Genomic DNA, 22,956 nt, shown 5'->3' with positions numbered 1-22,956 from the left:
AACCGCCGGGTCTGCAGGACGACGAACTCCCCGAGCAGATGCGGGTGCGGCGGGCGAAGCTCGACCGGCTCCGCGAGGCCGGCGTCGACCCCTTCCCCGTCGAGGTGGGGCGGACGACGTCCCTGGCCGAGGTGCGGGCCACCCACCCCGACCTGGCGCCGGACACGATGACCGGCCGGACCGTCGGCGTCACCGGGCGCGTCATCTTCTCCCGCAACACCGGCAAGCTCTGCTTCGCGACCCTGCGCGAGGGGGACGCCGAACTCCAGGTGATGCTCTCCCGCGACCGGGTGGGCGAGGAGCCCCTCGCCGCGTGGAAGGCCGACGTCGACCTCGGTGACCACGTGCTCGTCACCGGTGAGGTGGGGACGTCCCGGCGCGGGGAGCTCTCGGTGTTCGCCGACTCCTGGCAGCTGACGGCGAAGTCGCTGCGGCCGCTGCCGGTGGCGCACAAGCCGATGAGCGAGGAGCTGCGGGTCCGCCGTCGCTACGTGGACCTGATCGTCCGCGACGAGGCCCGGCGCACTGTGCGGCAGCGGGCGACGGTCAACGCGACCTTGCGTTCGGGGCTGACCTCCCGCGGTTTCCTCGAGGTCGAGACGCCGATGCTGCAGACCATCCACGGCGGTGCCGCGGCACGGCCCTTCCGCACGCACATGAACGCGTTCGACCTCGACCTCTATCTGCGCATCGCGCCCGAGTTGTTCCTCAAGCGCTGCATCGTGGGTGGGCTCGACCGCGTCTTCGAGATCAACCGCAACTTCCGCAACGAGGGCGCCGACAGCTCGCACTCGCCGGAGTTCGCGATGCTCGAGTTCTACGCGGCGTACGCCGATTACTCCGATGTCGCCGACATCACGCGCGAACTGATCCAGGAGTGCTGCGCGGCGTTGTTCGGCGACCACGTGGCGCGCCACCACGACGGGACGGAGGTGGACCTCTCGGGCGACTGGCCCAGGGTGCGCCTCTACGACCTGGTGTCCACCGCGGTCGGCGAGGAGGTCACCCCGGAGACGCCGGTGGAGCACCTGCGGGCGCTGGCCGAGCGGCACGACGTCGGCGTCGACCCGGCCTGGCTGCCGGGCAAGGTGGTCGAGGAGATCTTCGAGGCGCTGGTCCAGTCCGACCTGCAGGCGCCCACGTTCGTCGTGGACTACCCGGTGGACACCTCCCCGCTGACCCGCGCGCACCGCTCCGTCCCGGGCCTGGCCGAGAAGTGGGACCTGTACATCGGCGGCATCGAGCGCGGCACCGGCTACTCCGAGCTCGTCGACCCCGTGGTGCAGCGGGAGCGCTTCACCCAGCAGGCGCTGCTCGCCGCCGCCGGCGACCCGGAGGCGATGGTCCTCGACGAGGACTTCCTCGAGGCCCTCGAGTACGGCATGCCGCCGACCGGTGGCGTCGGAATGGGCATGGACCGGCTCATGATGACGCTGACCGGTCTCGGAATTCGCGAGACGATCCTCTTCCCGTTGGTGCGGCCGCTCAGTTCCTGAAATACCGAGAACGGCCGTCTCACTTATCACCCATTCCGAGCAAGCCCCACATTCATGTCTGCGAATTGTCGGGCAGTGTGGTGTAATGGATTCGTCGCCCACGGTGACGCACCCATCCGAAAACACGGGGCTGGGAAAACAGAAGTGAGGAACGTGAATGGCGCGCAAGGTCCAGGTCATCCTCAGTGACGACCTCGATGAGAACCTCCCCGCCGACGAGACGGTGAGTTTCTCGCTGGACGGCACGAACTACGAGATCGACCTGTCGGAGAAGAACGCCGGGGAGATGCGCGACGCGTTCTCCCGCTACGTGCAGGCCGCGCGCAAGGTCGGTCGCGGCGGCGGGCGGGCCTCCGGTGGCGGTCGCTCGCGAGCGACCGGTGGCGGCGGCCGGATGGACCGCGAGCAGGCCGGTGCCATCCGCGACTGGGCCCGCAAGAACGGCCACGCGGTCAGCGACCGCGGCCGCATCCCGGCCAGCGTCGTCGAGGCCTACGAGGCCGCGCACTGAGCACCAGGTGAACCACGCCGGCGGAGCCGGCGGTCGACCCGCGTGGCGGGGGGCGCGCAGCGTCCTCCTCCCGCGGGTCGATGCGTTTCGGCTCCACGCAGCGCACGCCGGCACCTGGCCGCGGTGGGAGGCCGGCAGGCCGACGGTGTGCGGAGCCGTCCGCTGTCGGCGTAACGGGAGCGGAACACCGTCCCGTCCGCATCAGTTGGACCGGACAACTCCTCCTCCCCACCCCCGGCCGTGCGCCGACGGGGAGTCGGAGTCCGCGACTACAGTGGAAAGACCGGTGCCCCAGCGCGCCGACGGATGTCGGGTGCTCCTCCCCACAGACGGGGAGGACAGTGCCGGACCAGCCGGTCGAAGGAGAAGCAGCAGATGTTCGAACGGTTCACCGACCGAGCCCGCCGCGTTGTTGTCCTGGCCCAGGAAGAGGCCCGGATGCTCAACCACAACTACATCGGCACCGAGCACATCCTCCTGGGCCTGATCCACGAGGGTGAGGGTGTCGCCGCCAAGGCGCTCGAGTCCCTCGGCATCTCGCTGGAGGGCGTCCGTCAGCAGGTGGAGGAGATCATCGGCCAGGGCCAGCAGGCCCCGTCCGGTCACATCCCCTTCACCCCGCGCGCCAAGAAGGTGCTCGAGCTGTCCCTGCGCGAGGCGCTGCAGCTCGGCCACAACTACATCGGCACCGAGCACATCCTGCTCGGCCTGATCCGCGAGGGCGAGGGCGTCGCCGCCCAGGTCCTCGTGAAGCTGGGCGCCGACCTCAACCGCGTCCGCCAGCAGGTCATCCAGCTGCTCTCGGGTTACCAGGGCAAGGAGCCGGCCGCGGCCGGTGGCCCCGCCGAGGGCACGCCGTCGACCTCCCTGGTGCTCGACCAGTTCGGCCGCAACCTCACCCAGGCCGCGCGCGACTCCAAGCTCGACCCGGTCATCGGGCGGGCCAAGGAGATCGAGCGGGTCATGCAGGTGCTGTCGCGCCGCACGAAGAACAACCCGGTCCTCATCGGCGAGCCCGGCGTCGGCAAGACCGCCGTCGTCGAGGGTCTGGCCCAGGCGATCGTCAAGGGCGAGGTGCCCGAGACGCTCAAGGACAAGCAGCTCTACACGCTGGACCTCGGTGCGCTCGTCGCCGGTTCCCGATACCGCGGTGACTTCGAGGAGCGGCTGAAGAAGGTCCTCAAGGAGATCCGCACCCGCGGCGACATCATCCTGTTCATCGACGAGATCCACACCCTCGTCGGGGCCGGTGCCGCGGAGGGCGCGATCGACGCCGCCAGCATCCTCAAGCCGATGCTGGCCCGTGGCGAGCTGCAGACCATCGGTGCCACGACGCTCGACGAGTACCGCAAGCACCTGGAGAAGGACGCCGCTCTCGAGCGCCGCTTCCAGCCCATCCAGGTCGGCGAGCCGACGCTGCAGCACACCATCGAGATCCTCAAGGGCCTGCGCGACCGCTACGAGGCGCACCACCGGATCAGCATCACCGACGGCGCCCTCGTCGCCGCCGCGACGCTGGCCGACCGGTACATCTCCGACCGCTTCCTGCCGGACAAGGCGATCGACCTGATCGACGAGGCCGGCGCCCGGATGCGGATCAAGCGGATGACCGCCCCGCCGGACCTGCGCGAGTTCGACGACAAGATCGCCGGCGTCCGCCGCGAGAAGGAGTCGGCGATCGACGCGCAGGACTTCGAGAAGGCCGCGTCGCTGCGCGACAAGGAGAAGACCCTCCTCGCCGAGAAGGCCGAGCGCGAGAAGCAGTGGAAGGCCGGCGACATGGACGTCGTCGCCGAGGTCGACGACGAGCAGATCGCCGAGGTCCTCGCCAACTGGACCGGCATCCCCGTGTTCAAGCTGACCGAGGAGGAGACCTCCCGGCTGCTGCGCATGGAGGACGAGCTCCACAAGCGGATCATCGGCCAGGAAGAGGCCATCAAGAGCGTCAGCCAGGCGATCCGGCGCACCCGCGCGGGCCTCAAGGACCCGCGTCGCCCCGGTGGCTCGTTCATCTTCGCCGGCCCCTCGGGTGTCGGTAAGACCGAGCTCGCCAAGGCGCTGGCCAACTTCCTGTTCGGCGAGGACGACGCCCTCATCCAGATCGACATGGGCGAGTTCCACGACCGCTTCACCGTCTCCCGCCTCGTCGGTGCCCCTCCCGGCTACGTCGGTTACGACGAGGGTGGCCAGCTGACCGAGAAGGTGCGGCGCAAGCCGTTCTCGGTGGTCCTCTTCGACGAGATCGAGAAGGCGCACGCGGACGTGTTCAACACGCTCCTGCAGGTGCTGGAGGACGGCCGGCTCACCGACGGCCAGGGCCGGATCGTGGACTTCAAGAACACGATCCTGATCCTCACGACCAACCTCGGTACGCGGGACATCTCCAAGGCCGTCGGCCTCGGCTTCCAGGCCGGGAACGACGACACCAGCAACTACGAGCGGATGAAGCTCAAGGTCAACGAGGAGCTCAAGCAGCACTTCCGGCCGGAGTTCCTCAACCGCATCGACGACATCGTCGTGTTCCACCAGCTGACCGAGAACGAGATCATCACGATCGTCGACCTGATGGTCGCTCGCGTCGAGAGCCAGCTGGCGAACAAGGACATGTCGCTGGAGATCACCCCGGCGGCCAAGCGGCTGCTGGCGGCGCGGGGCTTCGACCCGGTGCTGGGTGCCCGGCCGCTGCGCCGGACCATCCAGCGCGAGATCGAGGACGCGCTGTCGGAGAAGATCCTCTACGGCGAGCTGACCGCGGGTCAGATCATCGTGGTGGACGTCGACGACGCCGAGGGCCCGGCGCAGAAGTTCACCTTCCGCGGCGAGGCCAAGCCGATCGACCTGCCCGACACCCCGCCGGTGGCCCTCTCGGGCGCCGACGGCGAGGAGGAGGGCCCGGCGGCCGCCGCCGAGTAACTCCTCCAGCACGACGACAGGGGCCGTCTCCCACCCGGGAGGCGGCCCCTTCGCCGTCCCGTCGCCCTCGACGAGATCTGCACACTCGTCGGCATCAGCGCCTGATGGTGACGACTGTGCAGATCTCGTCGAGTCAGTCGGGGAGGCGGAACCTGCCGTCAGGGGTCTGCTCGACGAGCCCGTCGGCGAGCAGCGAGTCCAGGCAGCGCGAGCGCTGGTGGGCGTCGCCCCAGGCCGCGTCCAGCTCGGCGGCGGGGACCGGCTCGTGCGCAGCCCGGAGGACGTCGAGCAGCCGCCCACGGACCTGCCGGTCGGTGCCCGCGAACTTCTGCACCCGCCGCGGTGGCCCCTCGGCGTCGGGACAGCCGGCCGACCGCCAGGCGCACGACAGCCGCACCGGGCACGCCGAGCACCGTGGCGTCCGGGCCACGCACACGAGGGCGCCGAGCTCCATCGCCGACACCGAGAAGCGGACGGCGCGGTCGGTGTCGGCAGGGGTCAGCGCGGCGATGTCGGCCAGGTCGCTGCTGCGTGCCGGCAGCGCCTCGGCCCGGCCGTGCACCAGCCGTGCCACCACCCGGCGGACGTTGGTGTCGACGACCGGTTGGGGCCGGCCGTGACCGAAGCAGGCGACAGCCCGGGCGGTGTACGTGCCGATGCCGGGCAGGGCCTCGAGCGCGGGGACGTCGGCGGGCACCTGGCCGCCGTGCCGCTCGACCAGGGCGACGGCGGTCTCGCGCAGCCGCAGCGCCCGCCGGGGGTAGCCCAGCTTCCCCCAAGCGCGGATGACCTCGGCGGGGGAGACCGCGGCCAGGTCCGCGGGGGTCGGCCAGCGGGCCATCCAGTCCCGCCAGACGGGCTCCACGCGGGCGACCGGGGTCTGCTGCAGCATCACCTCGCTGACCAGGACCGCCCACGGATCGGTGTCGGGCCGGCGCCAGGGGAGGTCCCGCGCGGCGACGGCGAACCAGTCCACGAGCGCCTCCCCGAGGGCCGGACCGGTGAGGCCGGGGGGTGCCACGAACGGCGGGGCGGTGCTCTCCACGGGGGTCCAGTGTGCCGTCCGCCGGACCCGGCGCGCCGGGGGCTCGGTCGGTCCGGCGCCGCACTACGGTTCTCGCCGTGCTGCACCCGGTCGGGCCCCTCCCCGCCGCCGTCTACTGGCGGCGGCGGCTGATGGTGCTGACGCTGCTCCTCGCCGTCCTGGGCGGCGGGGGCTGGCTGGGCGTCGCCCTGGCCACCCGGGAGCCCGAGGGGACCCGGCCGGCCGCCAGCAGCTCCTCCGCGGCGCCGGAGCCGGCCGAGCCGCCGGCCCTGGAACGGGTCGTCCCCTCGCTGGCCAGCGTCCAGACCCCCACGCCCCCCGCGGCTGCCTCCGTGCCCCCGCCGGCGCCGGAGGTGCCGGTCGACACCGGCCCGCAGCCCGGCGGCCCGTGCAGCGACGAGATGATCGCCGTCGAGGTCCGTGCACCGGCCAGCGTGCCGGTCGGCAGCGGGCCCACCGTGGAGCTCGTGGTCACCAACGTGTCCCCGGCGCCCTGCTCGCGGGTGCTGGACGCGGAGCTGCAGGAGATCGTCCTGCTGGACAGCGACGGCGCACGCCGGTGGGGCAGCAACGACTGCCAGCCGGAGTCCAGCGACGACGTCCGGCTCCTGGCGCCGGGCGAGCAGGCCGTCTTCCCGCTGGTCTGGAGCGGGCTGTCCAGCGAGCCGGGCTGCGCTGCGCCGCGAACGGCGATGCCGGCGGGGCAGTACGTTCTGCGCGGCCGCCTGGACACCCGCCCGAGCCCGGACACCCCGCTCACCATCGCCTGAGCGGGGACGGCGCCGCGCTCAGCTGTAGCGGTCGAGGATCGAGGTCTCGGCCAGCCGGGACAGGCCCTCGCGGATCCCGCGGGCCCGCGCCTCGCCGACGCCCTCCACCGCGAGCAGGTCCTCGATGGTGGCGGCGAGGAGCTTCTGCAGCCCGCCGAAGTGGTCGACCAGCCGATCGATGATCCCGGCGGGGAGGCGCGGGACCCGGGCGAGGAGCCGGTAGCCGCGGGGGCTGACCGGGGAGTCGAGGGCCTCGGCCGACGTCGGCAGCCCGTAGCAGCGCGCCACGGCGGACAGGTCCAGCAGCTCCGTGGCCGACAGGGCGCGCAGGTCGGTGAGCACCTGCTCGGTGGTGCGGGACCGGCGCCCGCTGGCCGGCACGTAGTCCTGCACCAGCAGGCCGCGGTCCTCCTCGACCCCCGCGAGCATCTCGTCGAGCTGCAGGGCCAGCAGGCGGCCGTCGGTGCCGAGCTCGACGACGAAGCCCTCGATCTCGTCGGCGATGCGGCGCACCATCTCCAGCCGCTGGCTGACGCTCATCGCGTCGCGGACGGTGACCAGGTCCTCGATCTCCAGCGCCGACAGCGTGCTGGCGACCTCGTCGAGGCGGAGCTTGTACCGCTCCAGCGCGGCCAGCGCCTGGTTGGCGCGGGCGAGGATCGTGGTCGGGTGCTCGAGGGTGTACCGGCGGCCGGCCACGTAGACGCTGATGATGTGCATCGACTGGCTGACCGAGATGACCGGGAAGCCGGTCTGGATCGCGACGCGCTCCGCGGTCCGGTGCCGGGTGCCCGACTCCTCGGTCGGGACGGTGGGGTCGGGCATGAGGTGCACGCCGGCCCGGACGATCCGCAGACCGTCGTAGGACACGATCACCGCGCCGTCCATCTTCGCGAGCTCGCGCAGCCGGGTGGCCGAGAGCGCGACGTCGAGGGCGAAGCCGCCGGTGCAGATGGACTCGACCACCCGGTCGTACCCGAGGACGATCAGCGCCCCGGTGCGGCCGGCCAGGATCCGCTCCAGGCCGTCGCGCAGCGCCGTGCCGGGGGCGATGCGGCCGAGGAGCTCGCGCAGCGCGGCCTCGGTGTCCACAGCGGGGGGCACGAGCGCTCCTGACGGTCGACGTGGTGCGGCGGCTGAGTCTACGTGGCAGGCAACGGTACTGGTGCGGCTCGGTCGGTGATCAGCTCAGTCGGGTGAGCGCGGTGCCGAGGTCGGGGACCTCGATCAGCCGCATGCCCGCCGGGGGAGCGCCGGCGTCCTCGGGGACCAGTGCCACCCGGTAGCCCTGCCGGGCCGCCTCGGCCAGCCGCCGGCCGGTACCGCCGACGCGGCGGATCTCCCCGGACAGCCCCACCTCGCCGACCGCGACCATCCCGGCCGGCAGGGGCGTGTCCCGGGACGCCGACGCGATGGCGAGGGCGAGCGCCAGGTCGGCCGCGGGCTCGGCGATCTTCACCCCGCCGACCGAGGCCGCGAAGACGTCGGCCTCGGCCAGCCGCACGCCGCCGCGTCGCTCCAGGACGGCGTTGACCATCGCCACCCGCTGCGGGTCCAGGCCGCTCACCGCCCGGCGCGGGGAGCCGCCGCCGCTGGGCGCGACCAGCGCCTGCACCTCGGCGAGCAGCGGACGGCTGCCCTCCATCGTCACGGTGACGCAGCTGCCCGGCACCGGCGCCGACCGCCGGGACACGAACAGGTGCGAGGGGTCGGGCACCCCGACCACGCCGGCGTCACCGATCTCGAAGCAGCCGATCTCGTCGGCGGGGCCGAACCGGTTCTTGGTGGCGCGGACCAGGCGCAGGGTCGAGTGCCGCTCGCCGTCGAAGGAGACGACCACGTCGACCAGGTGCTCCAGCGTGCGCGGCCCGGCGATCGCGCCGTCCTTGGTGACGTGACCGACGAGGATCGTGGTCATCCCGCGGCTCTTGGCCACCGCGGTGAGCGCGCTGGCCACCGCGCGCACCTGGCTGGCCCCGCCGTCGGTGCCGTCGACGGCGGGGGAGCGGACGGTCTGGATGCTGTCGAGGACGAGCAGGGTGGGCTGCACCTGCTCGACGTGCGCGAGGACGGCGGAGAGCTCGGTCTCGGCCGCGAGGTACAGCCGGTCGTGCAGCGCGCCGATCCGCTCGGCACGCAGCCGGACCTGCCCGGCCGACTCCTCGCCGGAGACCACCAGGGCAGGGCCGTTCGCCTCGGCGACGCGGTGGGCGACCTCCAGCAGCAGCGTGGACTTGCCCACGCCCGGCTCGCCGGCCACCAGGAGCACCGCGCCGGGCACCAGACCGCCGCCCAGCACCCGGTCGAACTCCGGGATCCCGGTCGGGACGGCCCGCGCCCCGGTCAGCTCGACCTGGGCGATCGGCCGCGCGGGAGCGGTCACCGGCCCGGCGCTCACGGCGCGGAGGCCGCCGGAGGGGGCGGCGCCGACCTCCTGCAGGGTGCCCCAGGCCTGGCACTCCGGGCAGCGCCCCACCCACTTCGCCGAGGCGTACCCGCACTCGGTGCAGCGGTGGGCGGGCCGGGCGGTACGGACGGCGGGAGGCACGTCCCGACGCTAACCGTGCGGTACGACGATTCCGCGCAGGCGCTACTCCGCCTCGGTGTCCTGCTCGTTGCCGGACTCGGCGCCCTCTTCACCCTCGTGGAAGTCGTAGGCCTCGCCGCGGGGCAGCTCGCCGCTCGGGCCGGAGACCAGCGCCGCCACCGAGACCTCGCCGGCGTTCTCGAACGTGAACGTCATGACGACCGTCTGGCTCGGGGTGAGCGGGGCGTCCGCGTCGACGTCGAGGTCGGCGAGGAACAGGCGCGGGGTGTCGGCCGCGACCTCGGGCTCGCAGGGGGAGCCCTCCTCGTACTGCCGCAGGCCGATGGTGATCGACGACTGGGCGGGGATCTCGATGTCGGGGCTGTCGGTCGCCGTCGGCTGCGCAGCCGTGGGGGCGGCGGGAGCGGCGGGCGTGGGGACGGTGCCCGTGCCGGGCGCGCCGCTGGTGCCGGGCGCGCCGGTCTCCTCGGCCTCGCTGCCGGGGGCACTCGTCGTCGGGGCGGCGGGCGTCGGCTGCGCGGTGGGGGTGGGGGTCTCGTCGGGCAGTTCGTCGACGTAGACGCCGTCGAACAGCTCGCCCTCGATGCCGGAGAGGACGTCGTCCTCGCGGCCGGAGTTGACGATCGTCAGCACGAGCTCCGGATCGTCGCCCTGCTCGTAGGCCGTCGCCTCCTCGTCGCCCGCCTCGCAGGGGTGGACGACGGTCACCTGGCGCAGCGTCAGGTCACCGACCGACACGGAGGGACCGACCTTGTCGCGGTCCTGCGAGCTGGTCTGGTTGACCTGTCCCGCGCTGCAGGCGGTCAGGACGACCGGGGTGAGCAGCAGGGCCCCCATCGTGGCGGCGCGCAGTGCGCGGTTCACAGCCGTCGACCTCCAGCGGAGCACGTGCCGGCCACCGGGAGTTGGTGGCCTGATTCGCGCCGAGCCTAACGGTCGACCCACGATGTCCGCCGGGAGGTGAGGCCGTGGCACTCCGGGATGGTGTCGACCCGGCGCTGGCCCCGTTCCCGGCGCGCGCGCCGGACACGCGGCGCTGGTGCTTCGCCGACCAGCTCGGCCCGCACTTCCTCGACGACCCCGACCAGCCGGTGCTGCTGATCGAGTCGCGGGCGGTCCTCGCGCGCCGCCGGTTCCACCGGCAGAAGGCGCACCTGGTGCTGTCGGCGCTCCGGCACCGCGCGGCCGAGCTGGGCGAGCAGGCCGAGCTGCACCGGGTGACGACGTACGCCGAGGCGCTGGACCGGGTGGGGGAGCCGCTGTCGGTCTGCGCGCCCACGACCTGGTCCAGCCGCGACTACGTCCTTCGCCGTCGGGACCTGCAGGTGCTCGCCGCCCGCGGCTTCGTGACCACCCAGGAGGAGTTCGCCGCCTGGGCCGACGGGAGGGCGGACGGGGGTGGCGGGGCGGGTGGACGGCGCAGACGGCTGCTGATGGAGGACTTCTACCGGGACTCGCGACGGCGCCACGACGTCCTCATGAACGGCGCCGAGCCCGTCGGCGGGCGCTGGAACCTGGACGCCGAGAACCGGGAGCCCCCGCCGGCCGACGGCCGGGTCGGCGTCCCCGAGCCGTGGTGGCCGGAGGAGGACGAGATCGACGCGGAGGTCCGCGCCGACCTCGACCGGTGGGAGGCCGAGGGGCTGGTGTCCTTCGTCGGCGACGACGGCCCGCGGCTGTTCCCGGCGACCCGCGCCGAGGCGCTGCGCCGGCTCGAGGACTTCCTGGACCACCGGTTGGGGGCCTTCGGCCCGCACGAGGACGCGATGCTCGCCGGCGACCGCTGGCTCGCGCACTCGCTGCTCTCGCCCGCGCTCAACCTCGGGCTGCTCGACCCGCTGGAGGTGGTCGTCGCCACCGAGCAGCACGCCCGCGACCGCGCGGCCGCCGGGGACCTGCTCCCGCTCAACAGCGTCGAGGGCTTCGTCCGCCAGGTCATGGGCTGGCGGGACTACATCTGGCACCTCTACTGGTACCTCGGCCGTGACTACCGGCACAACAACGCCCTCGCCGCCACCGAGCGCGTGCCGGACTGGTTGGCCGACCTGGACGGCGACGCGGTGGACGCCGCCTGCATGTCCGACGTCCTCACCGACCTGCGGCGTGACGGCTGGGTGCACCACATCCCGCGGCTGATGGTGCTCGGCAACTACGCGCTGCAGCGGGGGATCGACCCGCTCGAGATGACCGACTGGTTCCACCGCTCGTTCGTCGACGGCTACGACTGGGTGATGGTCGGCAACGTCGTCGGGATGAGCCAGCACGCCGACGGCGGCGTCCTCGCGACGAAGCCCTACGCCGCCGGCGGGGCCTACATCGACCGGATGAGCGACTACTGCGGCGGCTGCCGCTACGACCCGCGCAAGCGCACCGGCGAGGACGCCTGCCCCTACACCGCCGGGTACTGGGCCTTCCTCGACCGCAACCGCGAGCGGCTGGCCGGCAACCAGCGGATGCGGCGCCCGCTGCAGGGCCTGGACCGGCTGAAGGACCTGCCGCTGGTGGTCGAGCAGGAGCGGGACCGGGGCACCACCGCGCTCTGACGGCCCCCGTCCGGGCGACACGTCGTCCAGCTCCGGCGTCGGCCTGCCGATGCCTTCCCTGCCACGGGGAGGCGGCGGGAGGTGCGGATGGCCAGGGGACCAGGTGTGGGCCCGGTGTTCGAGGAGGTCCTCGCGGCGGCCCGGGCGGGTGCGGCGTGGGCCTTCGAGGTCCTCTACCGCGACCTCGCCCCGGCGGTCACCGGCTACCTGCGCGTGCACGGCGCCCTCGACCCCGACGACCTGGCGAGCGAGACGTTCCTGGACGTCTTCCGCGGACTGGGCGGGTTCACCGGCGACGAGCAGGGCCTGCGGTCGTGGGTGTTCACGATCGCCCACCGGCGGCTGGTGGACGACTGGCGGCGGCGCGGCCGTCGTCCGCAGCTGGCCGACGACGGCGACGTGGCGGCCGACTCGGTCGGCGGCGACGTGGAGGACGACGTCCTGACGCGGCTGGGCACCGAGTCCGTGCACCGCCTGTGCGCCGCGCTGCCGGCCGACCAGCGGTCGGTCGTGCTGCTGCGGGTGCTCGCCGACCTCACCGTCGAGCAGGTGGCCGAGGTGATGGGGCGGTCGGTCGGCTCGGTCAAGGCGCTGCAGCGCCGAGGTCTGCGCCGCCTGCGGGAGGAGCTGGCGCCGGCCGGGACCACCCCGGCGGGTGGCACCGGGCCGGTCCGCGCACCCCTTTCCGCCCGTCCGGCGATGACGGGAGCGAGATGACCACGCCGATGGACGACCGAGCCGCCGAGGAGGCCTTCGAGGCCGCCCTCGCCGGCCGCCCGGGATCCGCGGACGCCCGTGCCCTGACCGCGTTCACCGACGCGCTCCGGGCCGAGGCGACCACGCCCGGGCGGCCCACCGCGGCCCTGGCCGAGCTGCTGGCGACCGGTCTGCTCGCCGATCCGTCCCGGACGACGGTCGGCCGCTCCGCACCCGCCTCACGGAAGAGACGCCCCATGATCCTCACCTCGCTCGTCGCCAAGTTCGCCGCCGCCGGCGCCGTCGCCAAGGCGTCCGTCGCCGGGGGCGCCGTCGCGGCCCTGGCCCTGACCGGCGCGGCGACCGACGTCCTGCCCCTGCCCGGCGACGACCCGGCCGTCGTCACGAGCGGCGCCACCTCCGAGCCGGTGCCGGCCGACGAGGGCGCCGTCGTGGTGGACGAGGACGACACCACCGACGGCCTCCCGGCGGGCGGCGGCGAGGAGGCGACCGGCGCGGAGGCGATCGACGAGGAGGCGACCGGCGAGGAGCCGACCCCCGACCCGGGGCAGGTCCCCGTCACCGCCGAGACCTGGGCGCAGGGTCCGCAGGGCACGCAGAGCTTCGGCCAGTGGGTGAGCGCAGGTGCCGGGGCCGGGGTCATCCGGGGTGAGGTCGTGAGCTGCTTCGCGCAGGTGCGCAACGGCCACCGGGCCGCCGAGGACTGCGCGCCGGTCGCTCCGGCCCCGGTCCACGAGCAGCCGATGCCCGTGGTCGAGGACGACACGACCGGCACCGAGCCCGCCCCGGCTCCGGTGGCTCCGTCGTCGACCACCACGACCGGGGGCGGCCACGGCAACGGCGGTGGCAACGGCTCCGGCAACGGCGCCGGGAACGGCTCCGGGAACGGCAACGGCGGTGGCAACGGCCACGGGAACGGCGGCGGTCCCCGCTGACGGGTGCGGGGCCGCGCTCAGGTGAGCGCGGCCCCGCCCAGCAGCAGCAGGACGACGTCCAGCACCGTCAGGAGCATCACGGCGGGGAAGGCCAGCCGCCGGGACCGCTCCGACCCCGACAGGCCCGCGACGACGACGGCCGGCGCCGCCAGGCCCAGCCCCACCCAGGCCGCGGCCGACGGGGGTCCCGCCGGTCCGAAGACGAGCACGAGGGAGCCGGCGAACAGCAGCACCGCGCCGGTGACCGCCGACGCCGCCGCCCCGATCCGGTGCGGCAGCCCCCGGACCCCGGTCGCCAGGTCCTCCTCGATGTCGGGCGCGACGTTGGCCAGGTGTGCCGCGGCTCCCAGCGCCCCGCCGGCGGCGATCAGCCACCAGGGCGCCGCGGGGGTGCCCGGCGCGGCGGCGACGACGCCGGCCGGCAGCAGCCCGAACCCGGTCACGTAGGGCACCACGGACGCCGCGGTGCGCTTCAGCCCGGCGTTGTAGGCCCATCCGCTGGCCACCAGGACGAGCAGGAGCGTGCCGGCGGCCGGGCCCAGCAGCAGCGACAGGACGACGGCCAGGACGACGCTCACGAGCGCCGCGGAGCGGAGCAGGGAGGGGGCCACCGCGCCCTGCACGACGGGCTTGTCGGCCCGCGCGACGGCCCGGTCGCGGTCGGCGTCGAGCCAGTCGTTGCTCCACCCGATGGACGCCTGACCTGCGAGGACTGCCAGGCACACCAGCACCACGCGCCCCGCCGGCACGTCCGCGGCGACGGCGAGGAGCGTGGCCACGGTGGTCACCGCGACCGCCGGACCGGGGTGCGTCGCGAGCACCAGCGCACGGGCCGACGGCACCCTCCGGAGGGGCTCCGCAGGCACACCCACCATGCCGCTGTCAACCCCTCCCGGGTATCTCATGTGCCTTCTGACCTGCGCCTTTGCTACTCGCGGACGGTCCCTGGAGTCAGTCTGCCGTGGTAGGCTGGGGACAGCGAAAGGGGTCACATCCACATGGGCTTCACTGTCGGCGAGACCGTCGTCTACCCGCACCACGGTGCCGCTCTGATCGAGGCGATCGAGACTCGCGTCATCAAGGGCGAAGAGCGTGCCTACCTCGTGCTGAAGGTCGCCCAGGGCGACCTGACCGTGCGCGTGCCGGCCGACAACGCAGAGATCGTCGGCGTCCGTGACGTCGTCGGTCAGGAGGGGCTGGACCGGGTCTTCGAGGTCCTCCGCGCCCCGCACACCGAGGAGCCGACCAACTGGTCCCGCCGGTACAAGGCCAACCTCGAGAAGCTCGCCTCCGGCGACGTGAACAAGGTGGCCGAGGTCGTGCGTGACCTGTGGCGTCGCGACAAGGACCGCGGCCTGTCCGCCGGCGAGAAGCGGATGCTCTCCAAGGCCCGTCAGATCCTGGTCAGCGAGCTCGCACTCGCCGAGGGCACCAACGAGGACAAGGCCGAGATCCTCCTCGACGAGGTCCTCGCCAGCTGAGCGTCAGCCCCGCGCTCTCCCCGAACCACCGGACCACTCCCGTGCACGCTGTCGGCATCGTCGCAGCGGCCGGGAGTGGTCTGCGTCTGGGGGCAGATCGCCCGAAGGCGCTGGTCCCGCTCGGCGGGCGCCCGCTCGTCGCCTGGGCGGTGGCGACACTGCTCGACGGCGGCGTGGACGAGGTCGTCGTCGCCGTCCCGGCCGAGGAGCGTGACGCGTTCGCCGCGGCGCTCCCCGCCGGCAGCCGGCTGGTCGACGGCGGGGCCACCCGCACCGCCTCGGTCCGCGCCGCGCTGGCCGCCGTGGACCCGGCCGCGACCGCCGTCCTCGTGCACGACGCCGCCCGGCCGCTGACCCCGCCCGACGTCGTCGCGCGGGTGCTCGCCGCGCTCGCCGCCGGTGCCCCCGCGGTCGTCCCGGTGCTCCCGGTCGTCGACACCACCGTCGTGGTGGACGACGCCGGTGTGGTCGCCGCGGCGCCCGACCGCGCCACCCTCCGCCGCGTGCAGACCCCGCAGGGCTTCGACCGCGCCACGCTGGCCGCCGCGTACGACCGTCTCCCGGCCGGCGCCGAGCTCACCGACGACGCCGCGGTGGTCCGTGCCGCCGGCGTCCCGGTCGGCACGGTCGCCGGTGACGAGCGGTGCGCGAAGGTCACCGTGGCCCACGACCTGGCCCTCGCCGAGCTGCAGGTGGCCCGGTGACCGAGCTGCCGCGGGTGGGCAGCGGCGTCGACGTCCACCCCGTCGAACCCGGCCGCGAGTGCTGGCTGGCCGGCCTGCAGTGGCCCGGTGTCGACGGCTGCGCCGGGCACTCCGACGGCGACGTCGTCGCCCACGCGCTGACCGACGCCGTCCTCTCCGCGGCCGGGCTCGGCGACATCGGCGGGCTCCTCGGCACCGACGACCCGCGCTGGGCCGGTGCCCGCGGGGTGGCGGTCCTGGAGCACGTCCGCGAGGTGCTCGCCGCCGCCGGCTGGCAGGTCGGCAACGCCACCGTCCAGCTGATCGCGCCGATGCCGAAGCTGGGCCCGCGGCGGGCCGAGGCGGAGGCGGTGCTGTCGGCCGCGCTCGGCGCACCGGTCAGCGTCTCGGGCACGACGACCGACGGGCTGGGCCTGGTCGGGCGGGGCGAGGGGCGCGCCGCGATGGCGACCGCGCTGGTGGTGAGGACGGCCACCCCGGCGTCCTCCGTAGACTCCGCGCGGTGAGCCTCCGCCTCCACGACACCGCAGCCCGTGCGGTCCGCGACTTCGCACCCCTGCGCGCGGGTGAGGTCTCGATGTACGTCTGCGGGCTCACGGTGCAGGGGCCGCCGCACATCGGGCACGTCCGGGCCGCCCTGAACTTCGACGTCCTGCGCCGCTGGCTGACCGCCACCGGGCACCGGGTGACGCTGGTCCGGAACGTCACCGACATCGACGACAAGATCCTCGCCAAGGCCGAGGCCAACGGTGTGCCGTGGTGGGCCTGGGCCTACGAGAACGAGCTCGCCTGCACCCGCGCCTACGACGTCCTCGGCGTGCTGCCGCCCACGTACGAGCCGCGCGCGACCGGGCACGTGCCCGAGATGGTCGAGCTGATGCAGCGGCTCGTCGAGCGCGGGCACGCCTACGCGGTCGACGGCGACGTCTACTTCGACGTCCGCTCGTTCCCCGACTACGGCGCGCTCACCGGGCAGCGGGTCGACGACCTGCAGCCGGCGGCCGACACCGACACCGACGACCGCAAGCGCGACCCGCGCGACTTCGCGCTGTGGAAGGCCGAGAAGCCCGGCGAGCCGCCGACGGCGTCCTGGCCGACCCCTTGGGGGCGCGGGCGCCCGGGCTGGCACCTGGAGTGCTCGGCGATGGCCGGGAAGTACCTGGGTGCCGAGTTCGACATCCACGGCGGCGGGCTGGACCTGCGCTTCCCGCACCACGAGAACGAGCAGGCGCAGTCCCGGGCCGCCGGCGACGCCTTCGCCCGCTACTGGGTGCACAACGGCTGGGTCACCCTCGGCGGCGAGAAGATGAGCAAGTCGATGGGCAACACCGCCCTGGTCGACGAGGTCGTCACGCGGGTCCGCCCCGTCGAGCTGCGCTACTACCTGGTCACGCCGCACTACCGGTCGACCATCGAGTTCACCGACGCCGCGCTGCAGGAGGCCGGGGTCGCCTACCGGCGGATCGAGTCCTTCGTCCGCCGGGCCGTCGAGCGGGTCGGGGACGTCGCGCCGGGGGAGCGCCCGGAGGCGTTCGACGCGGCGATGGACGACGACCTGCGGACCTCCGCCGCGGTGGGCGTCGTCCACGACACCGTGCGCGACGGCAACAGCGCCCTCGACCGTGCCGACGACGACGCGACCCGGACCGCCCTGGGCGCGGTGCGAGGGATGCTCGACGTCCTCGGGCTCGACCCGCTCGACCGCCAGTGGGCCGGCGGCGGCAGCTCGGACGACCAGCTGGCCGAGGTGACCGACGGCCTCGTGCGCCTGGCGCTGGAGCAGCGGCAGGCTGCCCGCGCCCGCAAGGACTTCACCACCGCCGACGCGGTCCGCGACCAGCTCACCGCCCTCGGTGTGCAGGTCGAGGACACCCCGGCCGGACCCCGATGGGAGCTGAGCCGCTGATGGCCGGCAACAGTCAGCGCCGCGGCCGGCCCACCGGCGCCGGCAAGAAGACCGCGACCGCCGGCACCGGCGGCAAGAACCGCCGCTCGCTCGCCGGCCGGGGCGCCACGCCCCCCGCCGAGCAGCGCTACGGGCACCCCGCCCAGCGCAAGGCCCAGGCCGAGGCCCGGCGCCGGACCGAGCGCGACCGCAGCCGCCAGCGCGCCGAGGAGGCGCCGGAGCTGCTGCTGGGCCGCAACCCGGTCGTGGAGGCGCTGCGGGCGGAGATCCCCGCGACCGCGCTCTACGTGGTCACCGACGCCGGCCGCTCCGACGAGAGGATCACCGAGGCGCTCACCCTCGCCGCCGACCGCGGGCTGCCGCTGCTCGAGGTGGGCAAGGCCGAGTTCGACCGCATGTCCAACCACGCGCTGCACCAGGGCATCGGTCTGCAGGTGCCGCCGTACGAGTACGCGCACCCCGACGACCTGCTCGACCTCGCCCGCAACTCCGGCCGGCCACCGCTGGTGGTCGCGATGGACGGCGTCACCGACCCGCGCAACCTCGGTGCCGTGGTCCGCTCGGCCGCGGCGTTCGACGCCCACGGCGTCGTCGTGCCGCAGCGGCGCTCGGTGGGCATGACGGCCTCGGCCTGGCGCACCAGCGCCGGTGCCGCCGCCCGCCTGCCGGTGGCGCGCGCGGTCAACCTGGCCCGGGCGCTGGGCTCCTACCAGGACGCCGGCCTGCAGACCGTCGGCCTGGCCGGCGACGGCGACGTCGACCTGCACGACTACGACGGCTTCGCCGACCCGGTCGCGCTCGTGGTCGGCGCCGAGGGCACCGGGTTGTCGCGGCTGGTCCGGGAGCGCTGCGACGTCGTCGTCCGCATCCCGATCACCCGCGACACCGAGTCGCTCAACGTCAGCGTCGCCGCCGGCATCGCGCTGTACGCCGCAGGCGCCGCCCGACGCTGACGGCCGCAGCTGCCGGCCGCGCCCGGTCAGTCGCCGTCGGTGTCCGCGCCGGCGCCGTCGGCCCACGGGGCCGTGTCCGCGCGCCAGCCGGCGGGTGGTGGCACCGGGTCGGACTGCACCTCGACCTGGTCGTCCACCGGCACCCGGGCGCCGGAGAGGAACTCGTCTTCGGGGAGGCGGTACCTGGACTCGGCCACGACCCCAGCGTGGCAGGTCCGGCCGGACCGGACGAGTCGCGACTCAGCCGAGCAGCTGCGCGACCGAGTAGATGACCAGGCCGGCCAGACCGCCGACGACGGTGCCGTTGATCCGGATGAACTGCAGGTCCCGGCCGACCTGGAGCTCGATGCGCCGGCTGGTCTCCTCGGTGTCCCACCGGGCGACGGTGCTGCCGACGACGTCGGCGAGGTCCCCGGAGAACCGCTCCACCAGGTAGCCGACCGCGCGGCGGGTCTGCCGCTGCACCAGCTCGCGGGCCGTCGGGTCGGTCTGGAGCAGCTGGGCGCCGTCGCGGATCAGCCCGGTGACCCGCGCCCGCAGCGCCGAGTCGGGGTCGGCGGCCGCGGTGAGGAACGAGTCCTTGGCGTTGGTCCACAGCGACGCCGACCAGGTGCGGATCGCCGGGTGCTCCAGCAGGTCCTTCTTGAACTCCTCGACCCGCGCCGCCGTCGCCTCGTCGGTGCGCAGCCGGTGCACGTAGTCCCGCAGCCGGGCGTCGTACACCCGGCGCAGCTCGTGGTGCCGGTCGGCGCCGACCTCCTCGAGGAACTCCTGCAGGCCGGCGAAGGCGCGGGTGAAGATCCGGTCGTCCACCCAGTCGGGCACCCAGGCGGGGGAGGCATCGCCGAGCTGGGCGCGGAAGACGACCCGGTTCTCCTCCAGGAAGCGGGCCATGTAGCGCAGCGCCGCCGACAGCACCTCCTGGTGCCGGTCGCCCTCGACGACCAGCTCCAGCACCCGGGCCAGGACCGGGGCGGCCGGGGTCTCGTGCAGCTTGCGGTCGACCAGGGCGGCCACCGCGGGCTGGATGTCCTCGTCGCGCAGCAGGTCGGTCACACCGGACAGGGCGGCCGCGGCGTCACCGGCGAGGCGCTCGGCCCGGCCGGGGGCGGCCAGGAACGCGCCCAGCCGGCCGGGGACGTCGACGGTGGCGAGCTTCTCCTCGACCACCGCCCGGGTCAGGAAGTTCTCCTGCACGAACGCGCCCAGGCTCGCGCCGATCTGGTCCTTCTTGCGCGGGATGATCGCCGTGTGCGGGATCGGCAGCCGCAGCGGGTGCCGGAACAGCGCGGTGACGGCGAACCAGTCGGCCAGCGCGCCGACCATCGAGGCCTCGGCGGTGGCCCGCACGTAGCCGACCCAGGCGCCGCCGTCCTCGCCGATGAGCACGCACGCGAGGAAGACGGCGGCGGCCAGCAGGAAGAGCCCGGTCGCCAGCCGCTTCATCCGAGCGAGGTCGCGCGCCCGCTGGGGGTCGTCGAGCGAGCCCGTGAGGGGTGCGGTCGGGCGGGGTGCCGGCATCGTCCCCGAGCCTAGGCACCCCGCCCGATCGGCGCCGCGCTCCCTCAGCCCGCGGCGGTGGCCAGCGTGACATCGACGGTGCTCGTCCGACCGTCGCGCTCGACGGTGAGCGCGACCTCCTGGCCGGGTGCGTAGCTGCGCACGGCCGCCGTCAGCTCGGTCGAGGTGGTGACCGGCCGGTCGCCGACCGCGGTGACGACGTCGCCGGCCGTCAGGCCCGCCTCGGCCGCCGGTGAGCCGGGCTGGACCTGGACCACCTGGGCGCCGGTGCCGACCTCCTCGTCCCCGGCGGTCCGGGCGCTCACGCCGAGGTAGGCCGTGTCGGCGGTCCCGTCGGCGATGATCTCCTCGGCGATCCGCTGCGCGGTGTTGCTGGGGATCGCGAACCCGACGCCGATGCTGCCGCTCTGGCTGGACCCGGGCGCGCCCGAGGCCACGGTGGCGATCGCCGTGTTGATCCCGATGACCTCGCCGGCCGCGTCGACCAGCGCCCCGCCGGAGTTGCCGGGGTTGATGGCCGCGTCGGTCTGCAGCGCGTCGATGACCGTGGCGTCGTCCTGCGTGGAGCCGGTGGCGACCGCGCGGTCGGTCGCGCTGACGATGCCGTCGGTCACCGTGTCGGACAGGCCGAGGGGCGCGCCGATGGCCACGGCGAGGTCGCCGACCTGGACGTCGTCGGAGTCGGCGAACGTGGCCGCCGTCAGGTCGCTCGCACCGTCCAGCCGGAGGACCGCGAGGTCCGAGGTGGGGTCGGTGCCGACGACGGTGGCGTCGTACAACGTGCCGTCGGAGGTGCGCACCTGGACCTCCGCGGTGGTGGTGCTGCCGTCCAGCGACACCACGTGGTCGTTGGTGAGGACGTAGCCGTCGTCGGTGAGGACGACGCCCGAGCCGCTGCCGCCGGCCGAGCCGCTGCTCACGTACACGGTGACCACGCTCGGGCTGGCCTTGGCGGCGGCCGCCGTCACCGCGGTCGCGTTCTCCGGATCGGTGATGGTGACCGCCTGGGCGGCCACGGGGGTGGTCCCGCCGGCGCCGCCGTCGTCGCCGGTCAGCGCGACCACACCGGCACCCGCGCCGCCGCCGATCAGCGCCCCCGCGACGAGGCCGGCGATGCCGATCCGCAGCTTCCCGGCCCGGCGGTCCGGAGCGGGCACGGCCGTGGCGAGGGCGGGCGCCGGCTGCCAGACGGGCGGGGGAGCGGGCGGGGCCCACGCCGGCGGGACGGGGCCCGGGGTCCCCGGGTGCTGCATGCCGTGGCCGGTCGTGTCCTGCGGGTCCTGCTGGTCCATCTCGGTCTCCTCCTCCGACGCAGCCGTTCGCTGCCCGGGGACCACGGTCGGCGCGCGTGCTCGGGCCGGGCTGGACGGCGGCTGTGAGGTCCCTGGGACGACACGCCGAGGGTCCCGACACGCCGCCGCCGCGGTGTGGCCCCGGACGTGGTGGGTAGGGGGCGGCGGCGAGCGACCGTCCCGGTGGCGCCGCCCCTGCCCGACCCGCCCGTCCCGGAGGCCGTCCCGTGTCGTCCCGCGGTCTGCTCGTCCGTTGCCTCGCCTGCGTGGCGCTCGTCGTCGTCGGCGTGGTCGCCCTCGTGGGCGGTCTGTCGCTGCGACCCGCCGGCCTCCTGGCGGTCGGCCTCGCCGCCGTCGTCACCGGTGCCCTGGCGGCCGGCATCACCCGGGAGTCCTCCGACGACGACCTGCGGGCCACCCTGGAGGCCACCTGGCAGACCGCGGCCGCGACCGTGGCGGTGCTGCTCGTGCTCTCCGGTGTCGCCGCGATCGCCGGCGCGCTGGTGACGACGCTGGTCGGGGCGGCGGCCGGGGTCGCCGGTCTGGCCTACTGGATGGTGCGCACCGGCCCGGCCGCGAAGCCGTCGCCGTCCGTCGCGGCGGCTCCGCCCGCGCGGCCCTCGCCCTCGCCGGCCCCGGCGGCGCGTCCGACGGTCGTGACGGGGAACGTCGCCGCGAGCTCCTCGCCGGCCACTCCGCTGGCGGGGCTGCGCATCGAGGCGCTGGCGCAGGAGTGGACGTCGACGTCGGCCGCGCTCGGCCTGACGCTGGACCCGCGGTCGCGGGCGGCGATCGTCCGCCGCCGCGAGGCGGTGCTCGACGAGCTGGAGCGGCGGGACCCGGCCGGCTTCGCGCGCTGGCTCGCCGCGGGGCCGCTGTCGGCCACCGATCCGGCGCGGTACCTGCGCGCCGGCGCGACGGGCACCGACGCCGCCTGAGTGCCTACCGGTCCGGCCGCTCCCGCGGCTGGCGGACCGGGTCGAAGACCAGCTCGGGCTCGACGTTAGCGACGACCTCGCAGTCGCAGCCGCCGCCCCACTCGAGCAGCCCCTCGTGCAGCCGGTCGACGTCGACGCCGTGCTGCTCGGCCCACTCGTCGGTGAAGCGCGGGCTGTCGTCGCACCCGCCCGCCTCCTCCAGTGCCGCGTCGACGTGGTCGAGCAGCGACTCCAGCTGGTCGCGGTCGATCGGCATGAGCGCGGCGTTCGCGGCCTGCTCCGCGCGCAGGTAGTCGTCCTTGAGCTGCTTGCGCCGGGCCTTCTCGTCCTCCGTCGTCATCCGCGCAGCATGGGACGGGGGCGCGGCGCCCCGCCACGCGGATCGCCTGATCGGACGACGCCGGTGGTCGGCGGCCCGCGGGTCGACGAGGGGGCTGTCCCTATCCTTGTGCCGGCGCGGGCTCCCGCGTCCCGCCGACGTGGCGCAATTGGTAGCGCACCCGACTTGTAATCGGGCGGTTAGGGGTTCGAGTCCCCTCGTCGGCTCAGTCGAAGCTGTGTTGTCTCGCCTGATGCTTGACCACGGGGCTTCGGGTGAGGCGCGACAGTGTTGCGGTTGATGGTTGACAGCTGTTTCGGCTGATCCTTGACGCTCCCTCGATGAGGGAGTTGAGCGTGGCGGA

22 protein-coding genes and 1 tRNA gene are annotated in these 22,956 nt (G+C 74.4%); 14 read left to right on the top strand and 9 right to left on the bottom strand.

The genetic code is table 11. The annotated features are described in order from the left end of the window. Positions 1-38: 38 nt before the first annotated feature. From lysS to DQ240_RS15115, 3 genes are all read left to right on the top strand, one after another. On the top strand, positions 39-1,496 hold the full coding sequence (gene lysS / locus DQ240_RS15125; RefSeq protein WP_113840553.1) for a lysine--tRNA ligase: 1,458 nt from the start codon (positions 39-41) through the stop codon (positions 1,494-1,496). A gap of 157 nt (positions 1,497-1,653) precedes the next feature. Next, on the top strand, positions 1,654-2,007 hold the full coding sequence (locus DQ240_RS15120; RefSeq protein ID WP_113840454.1) for an Lsr2 family protein: 354 nt from the start codon (positions 1,654-1,656) through the stop codon (positions 2,005-2,007). 375 nt (positions 2,008-2,382) lie between these two features. After that, entirely contained in the window at positions 2,383-4,920 is a 2,538-nt protein-coding gene (locus tag DQ240_RS15115) for an ATP-dependent Clp protease ATP-binding subunit (protein ID WP_113840453.1), read from the top strand. A 133-nt stretch (positions 4,921-5,053) separates the two neighbouring features. Here DQ240_RS15115 and DQ240_RS15110 read toward each other — a convergent pair whose 3' ends face one another. Continuing rightward, positions 5,054-5,965 carry an A/G-specific adenine glycosylase gene (locus DQ240_RS15110; RefSeq protein ID WP_304550445.1) on the bottom strand — a complete coding sequence of 304 codons (912 nt, stop codon included), beginning with the start codon at positions 5,963-5,965 and terminating at the stop codon, positions 5,054-5,056. 77 nt (positions 5,966-6,042) lie between these two features. Here DQ240_RS15110 and DQ240_RS15105 point away from each other — a divergent pair, with 77 nt between their 5' ends. Then, a complete protein-coding gene (locus DQ240_RS15105) occupies positions 6,043-6,735 on the top strand; it encodes a MucR family transcriptional regulator (RefSeq protein ID WP_113840452.1) in 693 nt (230 codons plus the stop codon). An 18-nt stretch (positions 6,736-6,753) separates the two neighbouring features. Here the strand turns inward: DQ240_RS15105 and disA are convergent, their stop codons facing one another. The 3 genes from disA to DQ240_RS15090 all read right to left on the bottom strand — a co-directional run bounded on the left by disA (position 6,754) and on the right by DQ240_RS15090 (position 10,147). After that, positions 6,754-7,839: a DNA integrity scanning diadenylate cyclase DisA gene (gene disA, locus DQ240_RS15100; protein WP_113840451.1), complete on the bottom strand. Its 1,086-nt coding sequence runs from the start codon at positions 7,837-7,839 to the stop codon at positions 6,754-6,756. A gap of 79 nt (positions 7,840-7,918) precedes the next feature. Continuing rightward, on the bottom strand, positions 7,919-9,283 hold the full coding sequence (gene radA / locus DQ240_RS15095) for a DNA repair protein RadA (protein ID WP_113840450.1): 1,365 nt from the start codon (positions 9,281-9,283) through the stop codon (positions 7,919-7,921). Positions 9,284-9,325: 42 nt separating this feature from the next. Next, positions 9,326-10,147 carry a hypothetical protein gene (locus tag DQ240_RS15090; protein ID WP_113840449.1) on the bottom strand — a complete coding sequence of 274 codons (822 nt, stop codon included), beginning with the start codon at positions 10,145-10,147 and terminating at the stop codon, positions 9,326-9,328. A 104-nt stretch (positions 10,148-10,251) separates the two neighbouring features. On the opposite strand from DQ240_RS15090, the gene DQ240_RS15085 reads away from it, so the two are divergent. The 3 genes from DQ240_RS15085 to DQ240_RS15075 all read left to right on the top strand — a co-directional run bounded on the left by DQ240_RS15085 (position 10,252) and on the right by DQ240_RS15075 (position 13,478). Further along, complete coding sequence (locus DQ240_RS15085; protein ID WP_113840448.1) at positions 10,252-11,826, top strand: cryptochrome/photolyase family protein; 1,575 nt, start codon at positions 10,252-10,254, stop codon at positions 11,824-11,826. Between the two features lie 87 nt (positions 11,827-11,913). Continuing rightward, positions 11,914-12,543, top strand: a complete 630-nt coding sequence (locus tag DQ240_RS15080) for an RNA polymerase sigma factor (RefSeq protein WP_113840447.1) — start codon at positions 11,914-11,916, stop codon at positions 12,541-12,543. An 8-nt stretch (positions 12,544-12,551) separates the two neighbouring features. Continuing rightward, on the top strand, positions 12,552-13,478 hold the full coding sequence (locus tag DQ240_RS15075; RefSeq protein ID WP_233498733.1) for a hypothetical protein: 927 nt from the start codon (positions 12,552-12,554) through the stop codon (positions 13,476-13,478). A 17-nt stretch (positions 13,479-13,495) separates the two neighbouring features. Here DQ240_RS15075 and DQ240_RS15070 read toward each other — a convergent pair whose 3' ends face one another. After that, a complete protein-coding gene (locus DQ240_RS15070; RefSeq protein WP_233498732.1) occupies positions 13,496-14,320 on the bottom strand; it encodes a UbiA family prenyltransferase in 825 nt (274 codons plus the stop codon). 156 nt (positions 14,321-14,476) lie between these two features. Between DQ240_RS15070 and DQ240_RS15065 the strand changes: the two genes are divergently transcribed. From DQ240_RS15065 to rlmB, 5 genes are read left to right on the top strand one after another with little or no spacing between them, the layout of a single operon-like run. After that, positions 14,477-14,959, top strand: coding sequence for a CarD family transcriptional regulator (locus DQ240_RS15065; protein WP_113840445.1), 483 nt, complete (start codon positions 14,477-14,479; stop codon positions 14,957-14,959). Between the two features lie 41 nt (positions 14,960-15,000). Further along, a complete protein-coding gene (gene ispD, locus DQ240_RS15060; protein WP_113840444.1) occupies positions 15,001-15,663 on the top strand; it encodes a 2-C-methyl-D-erythritol 4-phosphate cytidylyltransferase in 663 nt (220 codons plus the stop codon). Continuing rightward, on the top strand, positions 15,660-16,169 hold the full coding sequence (gene ispF / locus DQ240_RS15055) for a 2-C-methyl-D-erythritol 2,4-cyclodiphosphate synthase (RefSeq protein ID WP_113840443.1): 510 nt from the start codon (positions 15,660-15,662) through the stop codon (positions 16,167-16,169). Before ispD ends, ispF begins: the two co-directional genes overlap by 4 nt. After that, positions 16,166-17,569: a cysteine--tRNA ligase gene (gene cysS, locus DQ240_RS15050; protein WP_113840442.1), complete on the top strand. Its 1,404-nt coding sequence runs from the start codon at positions 16,166-16,168 to the stop codon at positions 17,567-17,569. Before ispF ends, cysS begins: the two co-directional genes overlap by 4 nt. Beyond that, positions 17,569-18,522, top strand: coding sequence for a 23S rRNA (guanosine(2251)-2'-O)-methyltransferase RlmB (rlmB, locus tag DQ240_RS15045; RefSeq protein ID WP_113840550.1), 954 nt, complete (start codon positions 17,569-17,571; stop codon positions 18,520-18,522). Before cysS ends, rlmB begins: the two co-directional genes overlap by 1 nt. Before the next feature lie 26 nt (positions 18,523-18,548). Here rlmB and DQ240_RS23330 read toward each other — a convergent pair whose 3' ends face one another. From DQ240_RS23330 to DQ240_RS15035, 3 genes are read right to left on the bottom strand one after another with little or no spacing between them, the layout of a single operon-like run. Beyond that, entirely contained in the window at positions 18,549-18,719 is a 171-nt protein-coding gene (locus DQ240_RS23330; RefSeq protein ID WP_158548737.1) for a hypothetical protein, read from the bottom strand. Between the two features lie 43 nt (positions 18,720-18,762). Further along, a complete protein-coding gene (locus tag DQ240_RS15040) occupies positions 18,763-20,043 on the bottom strand; it encodes a DUF445 domain-containing protein (RefSeq protein WP_113840441.1) in 1,281 nt (426 codons plus the stop codon). A gap of 44 nt (positions 20,044-20,087) precedes the next feature. Beyond that, positions 20,088-21,335: a S1C family serine protease gene (locus tag DQ240_RS15035; RefSeq protein ID WP_113840440.1), complete on the bottom strand. Its 1,248-nt coding sequence runs from the start codon at positions 21,333-21,335 to the stop codon at positions 20,088-20,090. Between the two features lie 266 nt (positions 21,336-21,601). Here DQ240_RS15035 and DQ240_RS15030 point away from each other — a divergent pair, with 266 nt between their 5' ends. Further along, positions 21,602-22,273, top strand: coding sequence for a hypothetical protein (locus DQ240_RS15030; RefSeq protein WP_147262002.1), 672 nt, complete (start codon positions 21,602-21,604; stop codon positions 22,271-22,273). Positions 22,274-22,277: 4 nt separating this feature from the next. Here DQ240_RS15030 and DQ240_RS15025 read toward each other — a convergent pair whose 3' ends face one another. Further along, positions 22,278-22,613 (bottom strand): DUF2695 domain-containing protein, encoded by a 336-nt coding sequence (locus tag DQ240_RS15025; RefSeq protein WP_113840438.1) that lies wholly within the window; start codon positions 22,611-22,613, stop codon positions 22,278-22,280. Between the two features lie 133 nt (positions 22,614-22,746). Here DQ240_RS15025 and DQ240_RS15020 point away from each other — a divergent pair. Beyond that, positions 22,747-22,819, top strand: a tRNA-Thr gene (locus DQ240_RS15020). Positions 22,820-22,956 lie beyond the last annotated feature (137 nt).

Source organism: Blastococcus sp. TF02A-26, from assembly GCF_003319125.1.
Taxonomy (GTDB): Bacteria; Actinomycetota; Actinomycetes; order Mycobacteriales; family Geodermatophilaceae; genus Trujillonella.
The sequence above is the reverse complement of the archived record's forward strand: the minus strand, read 5'-3'. Positions and strand labels throughout refer to the sequence as shown.

Coding starts and splice junctions, on each gene's coding strand:
- DQ240_RS15040 (WP_113840441.1), bottom strand. CDS start 20,043: ATGCCGGCACCCCGCCCGACCGCACCCCTCACGGGCTCGCTCGACGAC.
- DQ240_RS15035 (WP_113840440.1), bottom strand. CDS start 21,335: ATGGACCAGCAGGACCCGCAGGACACGACCGGCCACGGCATGCAGCAC.
- DQ240_RS15115 (WP_113840453.1), top strand. CDS start 2,383: ATGTTCGAACGGTTCACCGACCGAGCCCGCCGCGTTGTTGTCCTGGCC.
- DQ240_RS15080 (WP_113840447.1), top strand. CDS start 11,914: ATGGCCAGGGGACCAGGTGTGGGCCCGGTGTTCGAGGAGGTCCTCGCG.
- rlmB (WP_113840550.1), top strand. CDS start 17,569: ATGGCCGGCAACAGTCAGCGCCGCGGCCGGCCCACCGGCGCCGGCAAG.
- DQ240_RS15120 (WP_113840454.1), top strand. CDS start 1,654: ATGGCGCGCAAGGTCCAGGTCATCCTCAGTGACGACCTCGATGAGAAC.
- DQ240_RS15065 (WP_113840445.1), top strand. CDS start 14,477: ATGGGCTTCACTGTCGGCGAGACCGTCGTCTACCCGCACCACGGTGCC.
- DQ240_RS15075 (WP_233498733.1), top strand. CDS start 12,552: ATGGACGACCGAGCCGCCGAGGAGGCCTTCGAGGCCGCCCTCGCCGGC.
- lysS (WP_113840553.1), top strand. CDS start 39: ATGCGGGTGCGGCGGGCGAAGCTCGACCGGCTCCGCGAGGCCGGCGTC.
- DQ240_RS15025 (WP_113840438.1), bottom strand. CDS start 22,613: ATGACGACGGAGGACGAGAAGGCCCGGCGCAAGCAGCTCAAGGACGAC.